13 protein-coding genes are annotated in these 12714 nt (G+C 73.6%); 5 read left to right on the top strand and 8 right to left on the bottom strand.

What is annotated here, in order from left to right; translation table 11 throughout:
* Positions 1-57 precede the first annotated feature (57 nt).
* Both COUCH_RS38800 and COUCH_RS04205 read left to right on the top strand, forming a co-directional pair.
* Positions 58-192 carry a hypothetical protein gene (locus COUCH_RS38800; protein WP_275980064.1) on the top strand — a complete coding sequence of 45 codons (135 nt, stop codon included), beginning with the start codon at positions 58-60 and terminating at the stop codon, positions 190-192.
* Positions 193-359: 167 nt separating this feature from the next.
* Complete coding sequence (locus COUCH_RS04205) at positions 360-962, top strand: TetR/AcrR family transcriptional regulator (RefSeq protein ID WP_249610780.1); 603 nt, start codon at positions 360-362, stop codon at positions 960-962.
* 7 nt (positions 963-969) lie between these two features.
* On the opposite strand, the gene COUCH_RS04200 is transcribed toward COUCH_RS04205, so the two are convergent.
* The 5 genes from COUCH_RS04200 to rsmA all read right to left on the bottom strand — a co-directional run bounded on the left by COUCH_RS04200 (position 970) and on the right by rsmA (position 5973).
* Positions 970-1389 carry a DUF4383 domain-containing protein gene (locus COUCH_RS04200; protein ID WP_249610779.1) on the bottom strand — a complete coding sequence of 140 codons (420 nt, stop codon included), beginning with the start codon at positions 1387-1389 and terminating at the stop codon, positions 970-972.
* Positions 1389-1850, bottom strand: coding sequence for a DUF4383 domain-containing protein (locus COUCH_RS04195; protein ID WP_249610778.1), 462 nt, complete (start codon positions 1848-1850; stop codon positions 1389-1391). Before COUCH_RS04195 ends, COUCH_RS04200 begins: the two co-directional genes overlap by 1 nt.
* 79 nt (positions 1851-1929) lie before the next feature.
* Positions 1930-3729 carry an ABC-F family ATP-binding cassette domain-containing protein gene (locus COUCH_RS04190; protein WP_249610777.1) on the bottom strand — a complete coding sequence of 600 codons (1800 nt, stop codon included), beginning with the start codon at positions 3727-3729 and terminating at the stop codon, positions 1930-1932.
* 335 nt (positions 3730-4064) lie between these two features.
* The gene (locus COUCH_RS04185; protein ID WP_249610776.1) at positions 4065-5012 is read right to left on the bottom strand and encodes a 4-(cytidine 5'-diphospho)-2-C-methyl-D-erythritol kinase; all 948 of its coding nucleotides are present in this window, start codon (positions 5010-5012) and stop codon (positions 4065-4067) included.
* Between the two features lie 61 nt (positions 5013-5073).
* Positions 5074-5973, bottom strand: coding sequence for a 16S rRNA (adenine(1518)-N(6)/adenine(1519)-N(6))-dimethyltransferase RsmA (gene rsmA, locus COUCH_RS04180; protein WP_249610775.1), 900 nt, complete (start codon positions 5971-5973; stop codon positions 5074-5076).
* Between the two features lie 132 nt (positions 5974-6105).
* Between rsmA and COUCH_RS04175 the strand changes: the two genes are divergently transcribed.
* Positions 6106-6528 (top strand): hypothetical protein, encoded by a 423-nt coding sequence (locus COUCH_RS04175; RefSeq protein WP_249610774.1) that lies wholly within the window; start codon positions 6106-6108, stop codon positions 6526-6528.
* 4 nt (positions 6529-6532) lie between these two features.
* Here the strand turns inward: COUCH_RS04175 and COUCH_RS04170 are convergent, their stop codons facing one another.
* Positions 6533-7426 (bottom strand): TatD family hydrolase, encoded by an 894-nt coding sequence (locus tag COUCH_RS04170; RefSeq protein WP_249610773.1) that lies wholly within the window; start codon positions 7424-7426, stop codon positions 6533-6535.
* A 79-nt stretch (positions 7427-7505) separates the two neighbouring features.
* Between COUCH_RS04170 and COUCH_RS04165 the strand changes: the two genes are divergently transcribed.
* The gene (locus COUCH_RS04165; protein ID WP_249610772.1) at positions 7506-8534 is read left to right on the top strand and encodes a hypothetical protein; all 1029 of its coding nucleotides are present in this window, start codon (positions 7506-7508) and stop codon (positions 8532-8534) included.
* On the opposite strand, the gene COUCH_RS04160 is transcribed toward COUCH_RS04165, so the two are convergent.
* Positions 8535-10124 (bottom strand): dolichyl-phosphate-mannose--protein mannosyltransferase, encoded by a 1590-nt coding sequence (locus COUCH_RS04160; protein WP_430640881.1) that lies wholly within the window; start codon positions 10122-10124, stop codon positions 8535-8537. It lies immediately after the preceding gene.
* A gap of 78 nt (positions 10125-10202) precedes the next feature.
* On the opposite strand from COUCH_RS04160, the gene rsmI reads away from it, so the two are divergent.
* Positions 10203-11054, top strand: a complete 852-nt coding sequence (gene rsmI / locus COUCH_RS04155; RefSeq protein ID WP_249610771.1) for a 16S rRNA (cytidine(1402)-2'-O)-methyltransferase — start codon at positions 10203-10205, stop codon at positions 11052-11054.
* Here rsmI and COUCH_RS04150 read toward each other — a convergent pair.
* Positions 11048-12691, bottom strand: a complete 1644-nt coding sequence (locus COUCH_RS04150) for a hypothetical protein (protein WP_249610770.1) — start codon at positions 12689-12691, stop codon at positions 11048-11050. The two genes, rsmI and COUCH_RS04150, sit on opposite strands and share 7 nt — an antisense overlap.
* Positions 12692-12714 lie beyond the last annotated feature (23 nt).

The following is a 12714-nucleotide window of genomic DNA, read 5'->3' as shown; positions in this document are numbered from 1 at the left end:
TGTTGCTCGACAGCGGACGTTATCGATCTCTAGTTACAGACGCGTTACACCTTCTCGATGGAAAAAGTGCAGAATCTTTCACCCACGGTGCCGCAATCGCCCGTGTTCGCCCGGGTCACAGCGGCGGACAGGAAAATTTTCACGCTGCTGACCTATGGCGCGGATCTCAGCGCACAACGTGACGAAATTTGACAGCGGAAAAGGCGGGCTGCTCCTTTCCGCTGCCCGTTCGCACCCGGGTTGCCCCTTCGTGCAAGGTTGCGGCGGCCCACGGCAGGACCGCGCGGACCGGCGTGTCCTGGCAGGATGTGGAAGTGACCGACCCTGAGGCAGGCCGTCGCCGCGGCTCGCGTGTCCGCATGACCGCCACGCAGCGGCGCGAGCAACTCATCGCCATCGGGCGGCAGCTGTTCGCCGAACGCGGCTACGACGGGACCTCCGTGGAGGAGGTGGCGGCCCGGGCGAAGGTCTCCAAGCCGGTGGTCTACGAGCACTTCGGTGGCAAGGAAGGCCTGTACGCGGTGGTCGTGGACCGCGAGGTGCGCGCCCTGCTCGACCGCATCACCACCGCGCTGACCGCGGGACATCCCCGTGAGCTGCTGGAGCAGGCGGCGCTGGCCCTGCTCGACTACATCGAGCAGGAGCCGCACGGCTTCCGCGTGCTGGTCCGCGAGTCGCCGGTCCTGCAGTCGGCGGGCAACTTCTCCAGCGTGATGAACGACGTGGCGCACCAGGTCGAGCACATCCTCGGCGCCGAGTTCACCTCCCGCGGCCTCGACCCGAAGTTCGCCGAGCTCTACTCGCAGGCGCTGGTCGGCATGGTGGCGCTGGTCGGCCAGTGGTGGCGGGAGGCCCGCAAGCCCAAGAAGGAGGTCGTGGCGGCGCACCTGGTCAACCTGGCCTGGCACGGCCTGTCCAACCTCGAGGCGAAACCCACCCCGCTGACCCGCGCGAAGCGCTGAGCCGGGCTCAGCCCCGCTCGCCGACCTTGCCGTAGAGCCCCGCGGTCAGCACGACCAGGCCGATCAGGGTCAGAACGATGACGTTCACCATGGAGACGTTGAGGACGTTCGCCTCGGTCTGCAGGAACGCCAGCAACACCATCGCGTACGCGATCAGCGCCCAGCCGAGCACCACGTTGACCCGGTGGTGCACGTTCCCGCCGAGCACGACGGCGGCCAGCACCCCGAGCCCGACCAGCGTGGACAGCCAGGCGGTGGCCGGGTTGGTGCGCAGCCCCAGCACCCAGTCGGAGCCGCGGTGCAGGAACGGCTCACCCCAGGTCATGGCGATGCCGAGCACCCCGAAGAGGCTGAGGTAGAGCCCGGCGGCGCCGGCGAGGAAGCGGTACGGCTGACGGAGGTGGTGGTCGAGGGGGTAGTGAGCCATCAGGCGTTCTGCGCCTCGCGCTCCTGACGGGGCGCACCGGCCTGCGACGGCGGCGCCACCTTGCTGTACTGCCCGGCCATGATCAGCACCAGGGCCAGGAGCCAGGTGACGATGACCGTCGCGACGCTGAAGTCGAGGAAGTTGGCGTCCGTACGCAGCACCGCCAGCTCGTACGCGCCGACGCCGACCAGGCCCCAGCCGAAGTACTTGTCCACCACGGTGTCGGAGTTGCGCCCGAGCACCGCGGCGACCAGCACGATCGCGCCGACGAGCAGCGCGACGATCGACCAGAACATGTTGGCCTGCTGGCCCAGCACCGGGCCGCCGTCGGCGCCGAAGAGGCCCTCGCCGGCGTTGACGATGATCCCCACGATCCCGAAGACGATGAAGTAGACGCCGGTCAGCGCGCCCAGGGCGCGGTAGATCGGCCGCAGGGGGTGGTTGACCGGAGTGTGCGCCATGATGTCCCGTCTCCCAAGCTCGGTATGTGTCGAGGTGATTCTCGCGCATCGGGTAGACGCGCGCAGGAGCACCCCCGGATCAAGCTTCGGGCACCTGTTCGGCCAGCTCCAGCCAGGCCTCCTCGACCTGGGCCCGCTCCGCCTGCACGGCCTTCAGCTGTGCGTCCAGCTCCATGATCTTGTCGTAGTCGCTGCCGTGCTCGGCCAGCCCCTCGTTGATCTTCACGATCCGGTCCTCGAGCTTGGCGAGCTGCCGCTCCAGCCGGCCCAGGTCCTTCTTCGCCGCCCGCAGCTCCGCCGCCGACATCCCGCTGCTCTCGGCCCGCACCGGCGCCGCGGTGGCCGGCAACACGGAGGTCACGGGGGTGCCGGCCGCGCGCGCCAGATACTCGTCGATGCCGCCGGGCAGGTGCACCAGCCGGCCGTCGCCGAACATCCCGTACGCGGTGTCGGTGACCCGTTCCACCAGGTAGCGGTCGTGGCTGGCCACCACCATCGTGCCCGGCCACGAGTCGAGCAGGTCCTCCAGCGAGGCGAGGGTGTCGGTGTCCAGGTCGTTGGTCGGCTCGTCGAGCAGCAGCACGTTCGGCTCGGTGGCGAGCAGGCGCAGCATCTGCAGCCGCCGCCGCTCACCGCCGGACAGGTCGCTCACCGGCGTCCAGATGCGCTTGTCGGTGAAGCCGAACACCTCGGCGAGCTGCCCCGCCGACAACTCCCGGTCGCCCAGCTTGACCCGCTTGGCCACTTCCTCGACGGCCTCGAGCAGCCGCAGGTGCCCCGGCAGCTCCTTGAGCTCCTGGGACAGGAAGGCCGCCCGTACGGTCGAACCCGTGACCAGCCGCCCGCCGTCCGGGGTGCTGACCCCGGCGAGCAGGCGCAGCAGCGTGGTCTTGCCCGCGCCGTTGGCGCCGAGGATCGCGATCCGGTCGCCGGGCCCCACCTGCCAGGTCAGGTCGTCCAGGATCGGCTTCGGGCCGGCCTTGAGCGTCACGCCCTCGAGGTCGTACACCTGCTTGCCCAGCCGGCTGGTCGCGAGCCGCTGCAGGCTCACCTTGTCGCGGACCGGCGGCACGTCCGCGATCAGCGCGTTGGCCGCGTCGATGCGGAACTGCGGCTTCGACGTGCGCGCGGGCGGCCCCCGGCGCAGCCACGCGATCTCCTTGCGCAGCAGGTTCTGCCGGCGCGCCTCGACGGCCGCGGCGACCCGCTGCCGTTCCGCCCGGGCGAGGGTCCAGGCCGCATAGCCGCCCTCGTACGTGTGCACCTGCTCGTCCACGACCTCCCAGGTCGCGGTGCAGACGGCGTCGAGGAACCAGCGGTCGTGGGTGACGACCACCAGCGCGCCGCGCCGGCCGAGCAGGTAGCGGGCCAGCCAGTCCACGCCGGCCACGTCCAGATGGTTGGTGGGCTCGTCGAGGATCAGCAGGTCGGACTCGCGGACCAGCAGCGCGGCCAGGGCGACCCGGCGGCGTTCGCCACCGGACATCGGCCCGACCGGGGACTCGAGCCCGAGATACCCCATGCCCAGGCCCTCGAGGATCTCGCGTACGCCGGAGTCGCCGGCCCACTCGTGCTCGGCGCCCATCCCCTCGGCGAGCCAGGCGGTGCCCAGCACGACGTCGCGGACGGTGGCATCCTGCGCCAGCGTGAGATTCTGTGGGAGGGCGGCGACTCGCACGTCCCGCCGGTGCGTGACGCGCCCGGAATCGGGCTCCTCCGCCTTGGCGAGCATCCGCAGCAGGGTCGACTTCCCGGCGCCGTTGAGGCCGACGATGCCGACCCGGGCGTCGTCGTCCAGCCCGAGGGAGACGTCGGTGAGCAGCTGACCGGCGGCGCCGTAACCCTTGTTGACCCGGTCCAGATTGACGATGTTGGCCACGATGCTCCCCAGCCTATCCCGGCGCCCCGCCCGCACCCGCACGGCCGGTCGGCCACCCGGTCCCCGCGGCGGTGCGCGGCTGTTCGCGGCGGCGGTGCGCGGCCGGGCCCAGCGGCGGAAGGTGGCCGGTCCCCGCGGCGAAGGGCGGCCGGTCAGGCCGACGCCGGTCAGGCCGACGCCGGTCAGGGCGAGCCGCACGGGCGGCGGCCCGACCGCCCTGGCGTCAGGCTCCCAGCTCGCGGGTTCCCAGGTCGCCGGTTCCCAGGTCGTGGGCTCCCAGGCGGCGGGCTCCAGGCGGCGGCCTGTCGGGCGGCGGCCTGTCGGGCGGCGGCCTGTCAGGTGGCGCGGGCGCCCGGCATCGGTCCGCGGGCGGGCACGGCCGTCCGGCAGACGCCGGACGCGGACAGTTCCGCGGCCACGTGCTGCGCGTGTCCGCCGTCGGTGGCGAGGAACACGCAGGTCGGCCCGGAGCCCGAGACGATGCCCGCGACCGCGCCGGCCTGCTCGCCCGCCTTCAGCACGTCGGCCAGCGCCGGCCGCAGCGACAGCGCCGCGGCCTGCAGGTCGTTCGCGAGCGCCGCGCCCAGCACCTCGGGCCTGCGCTGGCGCAGGGCGGCCATCAGCTCGTCGGGGCTGTTCAGCGCCGCCGGCTGACCGGCCGGGCCGCGCAGCCGGTCGAGCTCCCGGTAGACCGCCGGGGTGGACAGCCCGCCGTCGGCGATCGCCACCACCCAGTGCCAGGTCGTCGGGCGGGCCAGGACCGGGTTGACCACCTCGCCGTGCCCGGTGCCCAGGGCGGTGCCGCCGTGCAGCAGAAACGGCACGTCGGAGCCCAGCTCCGCGCCGATCTCCGCGAGCTCGTCCTTGGTGAAGCCGGTCCCCCACAGCAGGTCGCAGGCGAGCAGAGTGGCCGCGGCGTCCGCGCTGCCACCGGCGAGGCCGCCGGCCAGCGGGATGGACTTGCGCAGGTGCAGGCGCGCGTGGGCGGGGACCCGGGCCGCGTGGGCCAGCGCCCGGGCCGCCCGGATGATCAGGTTGCTCTCGTCCAGCGCCAGCTCGCCGGCGCCCTCGCCCTCCATGGTCAGCGCGAGGGTGTCGCCGCGGCGCGCGGTCAGCTCGTCGAAGAGGCTGATCGCGTGGTAGACGGTGTTCAGCTCGTGGAAGCCGTCGGGCCGGACCGGGCCGACCCCCAGATGCAGGTTGATCTTGGCTGGCACCCGTACCTTGACCGGGCCCGCGGACGGGCGCGGCTTGTCGTCGTCCGGACCCCACGCCTCCGTCACGGAGCGCTGTCCCGACCGGGCGACCCGACCGTCATGAGCGCGACCACCATGACCCCGCTTCTCACGACTCCGCCTCCTCGCGCCGGCTGCCGGACCGGGTGAGCTTACCGCCGTGCCCCTGGGCGATCGCGGCAGCCGCGAGCGCCGCGAACTGCGTCACGGTCAGCGCCTCGCCGCGGGCCTGCGGGGAGATTCCCGCCGCCACCAGCAGGCGCTCCGCCCGGTCCGCGCCTCCGGCCCACCCCGCGAGGGCCGCCCGCAGCGTCTTGCGCCGCTGCGCGAACGCGGCGTCGACGACCTGGAAGACGACGGTGCGCGGCACGTCGGCCACCGGCTCGTGACAGGTGAAGGCGACGAGACCGGAGTCGACGTTGGGCACGGGCCAGAAGACCGCCGGGGGTACGCGTCCCGCGGCGCGCGCGTCCGCGTACCAGGCGAGTTTCACCGAGGGCACGCCGTACACCTTCGATCCCGGGCCGGCGACCAGCCGGTCGGCGACCTCCTTCTGCACCATGACGAGCCCGCCGCGCAGCGTGGGCAGGGTGGCGAGCAGGTGCAGCACGACCGGCACGGCGACGTTGTACGGCAGATTCGCCACGAGCATGGTCGGCGCCGGCGTGAAGAGGTCCGCGGTCACCCGCAGGGCGTCGGCCGGGTGCACGGTCAGCTTGGCCACGTCGGCCCGATCGGCCACGGTCACCGGCAGCGCGGCGGCCAGCGCGGGATCGATCTCCACGGCGTGTACGTGCGCCGCCGCGCCGAGCAGCCCCAGGGTCAGCGAGCCCAGCCCGGGCCCGACCTCGAGCACGACGTCGTCGCCGGTGAGGCCGGCCGCGGCGACGATGCGCCGGACGGTGTTCGGGTCGTGCACGAAGTTCTGGCCGAGCTTCTTCGTCGGCGCCACCCCGAGGCGCGCGGCGAGCTCCCGGATCTCCGCCGGGCCGAGCAGTGCGTCAGCCATGACGCCACAGCCTACGGCGCTGCACCCGGCCGGTCCGGCACCGCCCGTCCGGGCCCGGCCTGTCGCGGACCGGACGTGTGACGCCCGGTCACCGGGACAGCACGGTTGGACCTGGCACGGTAGAACGGGGGCATGACGGAGTTGCTCGAGCTGCGTGGCGTGGTCGAGGCGACACCGGACCGCGTCGCCGAGGTGCTGCTGGACGCCCGGCCGGGCGGGCGGTCACCGATCGCCGCGACCGGCTCGGCGCGCCCGGCGAAGGGCGACGAGTTCACCGTCACCCGCGACGGCAGCACGATCACCGTGACGATCGACCGGGACAACCGCGCGCTCGTGCAGCAGGGCGAGTGGTGGTATCGCGGCGTGACCAGCGTCGAGCCCGACGAACGCGGCTCGCTCGTGGTGCACCGCATCTTCAACGTCGCACCGCAGCATGGCTGGGCCGTCCGGTTCGTGTCCCGCGGCCCGATCCACGCCGCCCCGACGGCCTTCGCGAAGCTGCTCGGCGGCCTCGGCGAGCGCCTGGACTGCGCCGCCTACCAGCTACCCGGCTGACGCCCTAGCGCCAGGAGCCGAACACGCGCTCCCCGTTGGCGGAGATCGCCGCGCAGAGCTCGTCGAGATCCCGCCCGGTGATGCCGACGAGCGCCCGTACGGTCACCGGAACGAGGTACGACGCGTTCGGCCGCCCCCGGTACGGCACCGGCGTGAGGAACGGCGCGTCGGTCTCCACCAGCATCTGCTCCGGGGGAGTGAGCGCTGCGGCCTCCCGCAGCGAACCCGCGCTGGCGAACGTGACCGTGCCCGCGAAGCTCAGGTAGTACCCCCGCCGTACGCACTCAGCCGCGAAGTCGGCGTCGCCGGAGAAGCAGTGCAGCACGACGGTCTCCGGCGCGCCCTCCTCGTCCAGCACCCGCAGCACGTCCCGGTGGGCGTCGCGGTCGTGGATGACCAGCGCCTTGCCGTGCCGCTTGGCGATGGCGATGTGCGCGCGGAAACTCGCCTCCTGAGCGGCGCGGCCCTCCTCGCCCGTACGGAAGGTGTCCAGACCCGTCTCGCCCAGCCCGCGCACCCGCGGCTCGCCCGCCAGGGCTTCGATCTCGCGCAGCGCCTCGTCCAGGTCGGCGAGCCCCGGCGCCTCGTTGGGGTGCAGCGCGACCGTGGCGAGCACCGAGGGGTGCCGGGCGGCGAGCTCCGCGCCCCACCGCGACGAGGCGACGTCGACGCCGACCTGCACGAGCCGGTCCACCCCCGCCTTCGCGGCCACGGTGATCAAGGTCTCGACGGGATCGCCGCCGGCCTCGAGACCGGGCACGCCGGCCTCCTGGATCGTGATGTCGAGGTGCGTGTGGCTGTCGAACACCGGCACGACCAGCGGCTCGGGCGCGGGCGGGAACTCACCGGCACGCCGGGCGGAGCGCTGCTTGCGGGACTCGGACGGTTGCGTGTTCATCGCCGTCCAGCATCACACATCGCATCCGGGCAACCCGCCGTTCATCCACAGTCCACTTGCGACCCCTAGGTTGCACCGGGTGACCGTGACCGATGAGGCACTCGGCACCGACCCCCTCGACCCGCCGCTGTTGGCGCCGCTGCGCCGGGACCTGTCCTGGGCGCAGGTCCAGGCCATGAGCCAGTCCGCCGGGCACCGGCAGGATGCGGTGCTGCAGCGGATCCGGGCCACCGCGGCCGTACGCCGTGGCACCCGCATGACCAAGGTCCTCTCGGCGGCCCAGCTCGCCGGGCATCTGGCGGGGTGGCTGCCGTACGGCTTCTGCTACCGCGCCTGCGACATCGCGCACCTGCGCACCCCCGCCGAGCTGTCGTTGCTGCGCACCGACGGCGCCGCCGACGACTCGGTGGCGTACGCGCTGCGCTGGCGCGCCACCGACCCGGTCGACTTCGAGATCCCGATGGGCCGGGTGCAGGCCGGGCTGGCCGCCCTGCCCGCGCACTCCCGGATCGGCGCGATGGTCCTGGGCACCGGCTTCACCCCGAGCACCGACGACCTCATCCCGGAGTTCGTCACCGCGGGCTTCGCCGACCTGCCCATGCCCGCGAACGCGCAGCTGCTGGCGTACCCGGACACGGGCGACGAGGTGGTGCTGTACACGTACCAGCCGGAGCAGCACGGCTGGCTGCGGCTGGCCGGTCCGCGCTGGCGGCACCTGCTGGAGGGCGTGCCCGGGGTCAGCCCGGACCGCGAGTACGTGCCCTGCACCGACGCCGGCTCGGCGCGGCTGATGGGCCGGATCAACGAGCACGAGTACCAGGCCGTGGCGGACCCGCCCGGGGACTTCCGGGTACGGGCGCTGACCCGGGCCGCCCGCTACCCCGTGCAGACGCTGTGCCGCCGCGCCGAGGCGGCCCTGTGGCGCAACGTGCCCGCCTGGGTGCTGCAGCGCGACGACTCGTGGGCGCGGCTGCGGCTGGTCAGCCCGGACGCCGACGCGATCGCGGCCGTGGGCGCCCGCTGTTACGAGCGCGGCGTCTACGAGGTGTGGGCGCCGGTCCGCGAGCTCGCCGACCACCACATCGCCGAGACGCCCTACGCCCTCTGACTAGATCCAGCGGTTGCCCAGCCACATCCGCGACGACCAGTCCTCGTAGGGGATCAGCTGCCCCACGAAGATCGGATGGAAGTAGGCGAAGCACAGCGCCACCAGCAGCACGTACACGCCCGCCACGATGGTGCCCACGAGCTGGCGGTCGGTGCGACCGGCGCCCGTGGCCACGCCGTCGGGCGGGGTCATGATGGCCCCGAGCGCGTAGACCACCGCCAGGATCAGGAACGGCAGCGCGGGCAGCACGTAGAACGCGAACATCGTGCGGCCGTCGGCCACCGCGTAGTAGAACCACGGCAGCATGCCCGCCACGACGCCCGTACCGATGGCGAAGGCCCGCCAGTCGCGGCGCGCGATGCCGAACCACAGCAGCGCGCCCAGCGCCGGGATGAACGACCACCACAGCAGCGGCGTACCCAGCAGCAGGATCTCGGCCGCGCAGCTCGGCGCGCCGCAGTCGCCCTTGCCGTTCCACGAGAAGGCGACCGGCCGGCCCAGCAGCAACCACTGCCACGGCCAGGACTGGTACGGGTGCCGGTCGGTGAGCCCGCTGTGGAACGAGTACGCCTCCTGGTGGTAGTGCATGAGGTTGAGCAGCGCGCCCAGGATCGGCGGCTCGCTGAGCCCGTTCGCCTGCCGGTAGTGCCGGAAGTAGCCGGTGTTCGTGACGAACCAGCCGGTCCACGTGGCGAGGTAGAAGATCACCGTGAGCAGGAAGCTGAGCAGCAGGTAGCCCAGGTCGCCCACCAGCCCGGGGCCGATCGCGCGGCGCACCCCGGCGGAGCGGCGCGCCTGCACCCGCCAGACGACGACGAGCAGCGCGAAGAACGGCGCGAAGAACAGCGCGCTCCACTTCACCCCGCAGGCGAGCCCGAAGGTCATGCCGCCGACGAGCAGCCACCAGGGCACGATCCGCGGCCGGGAGTGCGCCGTCGCGGGGTCGTAACCCTCCTCCAGCGCCCGGAGCCATCGCCGCCGGTAGTGGTCGCGGTCCAGCAGCAGCGCGGCGAACGTCATCAGGATGAAGAGGCCGAGGAAGATGTCGAGCAGCGAGGTGCGCGACAGCACGAGCTGGAAGCCGTCGAGCGACATGAGCAGGCCCGCCGTGCCGGCCAGCACGACCGAGTGGAACAGCCGGTATGCGACCCGGATGAGGATCAGGATCATCAGCGTGCCGGCGACCGCGGCCGGGAAGCGCCAGCCCAGCTCGTTGTTGCCGAACGCCTTCTCGCCGAGCGCGATCAGCCACTTGCCCAGCGGCGGGTGCACCACGTACGCGGGACCGTTGTTCTTCTCGTCCCACTCGACGCCGTGCTGCAACATGTCCCACGCGTCGGTCGGGTAGTACACCTCGTCGAAGATGTACCCCCTCGGGTGGGTGATCCCGACCAGCCGCAGGATCGCCGCTATCGCCACGATCACGCCCGTGACCATCCACGAGTACGGGTTGAGCCAGTTGTCGAGGGTCGCCAGGCGGCGGCGGACGACGGCGGGCACGCGGGACGCGCCGGCGGCCGCCCCCGTACCCGGGGCGTCGTCCGCGGGCGGCGGGCTCGCGGTGTCGGTCTCAGCTGTCGCCGAAGTCACCCCGCGATCGTAGGCTGCCCGTCCAGCCGATGGCTCCTGGAGGCGGTCCGGCCGCGCAAGTGTGATGGACTTCCGGTCGTGGACGAGAACGGTACGGGCCGGGTCGTGCTGGTCGGCGCGCCGCTGGGCAACGTGGGCGACGCCTCCGTACGGCTGCGCGAGGTGCTCGCGAGCGCCGACGTGGTCGCGGCCGAGGACACCCGGCGCCTGACCCGGCTGGCCCGCGACCTCGGCGTCACCGTGAACGGGCGGATCGTGTCGTACTTCGAGGGCAACGAGGAGCGGCGTACGCCCGATCTGGTCGAGGCTCTGCGCGGCGGAGCGGTCGTCGCCGTCGTCACCGACGGCGGCATGCCCAGCGTGTCGGACCCGGGATACCGGCTGGTCCGCGCGGCCCTGGACGCCGGTTTCCCGGTCACCGCCGCGCCCGGCCCGAGCGCCGTGACGACCGCGCTGGCCCTCTCCGGGCTGCCCAGCGACCGGTTCTGCTTCGAGGGCTTCCTGCCGCGCACCGGTTCCGGGCGCCGGTCACGGTTGCGCGAGCTGGCCGCCGAGCCCCGCACGCTGGTCTTCTTCGAGGCGCCGCACCGGATCACCGGGATGCTGCAGGACCTGGCCGGCACGTTCGGCGAGGCGCGCGAGGCCGCCGTCTGCCGCGAGCTGACGAAGACGTACGAGGAGATTCGCCGCGGCCCGCTCGGCGAGCTCGCGACCTGGTCGGCGGAGGCCGGGCCGCGCGGCGAGATCACCGTCGTGGTGGCGGGCGCGCCGGCCGGACCGGCCGAACGCCCGGCCGACGAGGAGCTCCGCGCGGCGGTCGCCCGGCGCGAGACCGCCGGCGAGTCCCGCCGGGATGCCATCCAGGCCGTCGCCGACGCGTACGGCCTGCGCAAACGCGAGGTGTACGCGCTGGTGCACGCCGCTCAGTAGGCGACGACCAGGAACCCGGCCAGCAGGGCGAGCGGACCGGCGAGGCTCAGCAGCAGGGCGGTACGCCGCTTCGGCCGGCTCTCCAGCCGCCGGACCCCGGTCAGGCCGGCGATGCCCAGCCCGCACAGCAGCACCAGCACGAAGCCCAGCACCCAGCGCAGGTGCACGAGCACGCCGGTGGCGCCCACGTACGCCTGCCGGCTGTCGCTGCTCACCATCCGCGCCGGAGCGGTCTGCTGCCCGGGCTCGACGCCGAGGAGCGCGACGTGCTTCACGATGTACTGCCCGTCCGCGGAGGTGAAGTCGCCCACGCAGCGCTGGGTGAAGCCGGACCCGGTGCACCGGCTGACCGTGGCCTCGCCGTGCTGGCCATGTCCCACCGCGAGCCAGAACGGTTCCGCGCTGACCCAGGAGAAGAAGGCGGCGACCAGTGCGAGCGCCAGCAGGGCCACCAGACCGCTTCCCGGGCGACGCGGTTCCCGCCCCCTCCGGCGCGGCGTCCGCGGGCCCACGGGGATCCGTACCCGGGCCGGCTCGGCGGGGCGCTCGTGCTCCTCCAGCCAGAACGGCGAGGTCTCCAGCAGCGCGGACGTGCGCTCGGCGCGTACCCGTTCCTGCAGCTCATGGTCTGCCCGCGCGACGTCCTGCGGGGTCCGGACGGGCCGCGGCCGGCCGGAGGACTGCCCCGGCACGGCAGCGCGGTCCAGGACCACCGTCGGCCGGTCCCACTGCGGCTCGGGAAGGATCATCACATCGGGTACGGCCGCAGCACGGGCAGCCTCCACGGCGTCCGCCCCCTCACGGTCCCCCTGCCCCGCCTCCTCGGCGGCCCGCGCCCTGTCAGCCTCCCCGGCGTCCTTCGCCCTCGCCGGTTCCTGACGGGCGACGTAGCCGGTCGTCGTGCCGGCGGTGTTGAACCGTTCGGCGTCGACCTCGTCGTGCTGCCGCTCGACGCCCTTCGCGGCGGCGGTCTCCGGCTCGGCGTCGCGGGCCTCGGCCTCGACGATCGCCGCCTGCGCGGCCGCGGTCTCCACCTTCGTCGTCTCCACGTCGGCCGCCCGGTTCGCCAGGTACGCCGGCACCTCGAAGAAAGCGGTGGCGTCCTGGGCACCGGCCTCGCGCGCCGCGGCGGCCGGCTTCGGCGCGGCGGCCGGCTTCGGTGCGGCGGCCGGCTTCGGCGCGGGGGTCTGCGTCGCCGCGGCCGGCGGCCAGGCCGGCTTCGGCGCGGTTTCCTGCTTCGTCTCGCCTTCCGGCGCGGCGGCCGCCTTCGGAGCCGGCCTCTTCCGCGGCGGCACCGGCATCGCGACGGTGGCCTCCCGCGCGCGAGCCGTCGACGGGGCGCCGGCCTCGTGCGGGGTGCCGGCCTCGTGCGGGGTGCCGGCCTCGTGCGGGGTGCCGGCCGCGTGCGGGGTGCCGGCCGCGTGCGGGGTGCCGGCCGCGTGGTGGGCGCCGGCCGCGTGCGGGGTGCCGGCCGCGTGCGGGGTGCCGGCCGCGTGCGGGGTGCCGGCCGCGTGTGGGGTGGCGGCCGCGTGTGGGGTGTCGGCGCGCCACCAGGCTCCGGTGTCCACGTCGGCCCACGACGACGGGCCGTCCTCGGTGCGCGGCGTTTCCCCAGGTTGCGGCGCGTCTCCGGTCATGGCTCCCATTGGACTACGGCATC

Origin of the sequence: Couchioplanes caeruleus (assembly GCF_023499255.1) — a bacterium.
GTDB lineage: Bacteria > Actinomycetota > Actinomycetes > Mycobacteriales > Micromonosporaceae > Actinoplanes > Actinoplanes caeruleus_A.
This window is presented reverse-complemented; position numbering and strand designations above follow the sequence as displayed.

What these genes read in the sequence shown, in the direction of transcription:
- COUCH_RS38800 (WP_275980064.1), top strand. Translation starts at nt 58, where the DNA reads ATGGAAAAAGTGCAGAATCTTTCACCCACGGTGCCGCAATCGCCCGTG.
- COUCH_RS04205 (WP_249610780.1), top strand. Translation starts at nt 360, where the DNA reads ATGACCGCCACGCAGCGGCGCGAGCAACTCATCGCCATCGGGCGGCAG.
- COUCH_RS04200 (WP_249610779.1), bottom strand. Translation starts at nt 1,389, where the DNA reads ATGGCTCACTACCCCCTCGACCACCACCTCCGTCAGCCGTACCGCTTC.
- COUCH_RS04195 (WP_249610778.1), bottom strand. Translation starts at nt 1,850, where the DNA reads ATGGCGCACACTCCGGTCAACCACCCCCTGCGGCCGATCTACCGCGCC.
- rsmA (WP_249610775.1), bottom strand. Translation starts at nt 5,973, where the DNA reads ATGGCTGACGCACTGCTCGGCCCGGCGGAGATCCGGGAGCTCGCCGCG.
- COUCH_RS04175 (WP_249610774.1), top strand. Translation starts at nt 6,106, where the DNA reads ATGACGGAGTTGCTCGAGCTGCGTGGCGTGGTCGAGGCGACACCGGAC.
- COUCH_RS04170 (WP_249610773.1), bottom strand. Translation starts at nt 7,426, where the DNA reads ATGAACACGCAACCGTCCGAGTCCCGCAAGCAGCGCTCCGCCCGGCGT.
- COUCH_RS04150 (WP_249610770.1), bottom strand. Translation starts at nt 12,691, where the DNA reads ATGACCGGAGACGCGCCGCAACCTGGGGAAACGCCGCGCACCGAGGAC.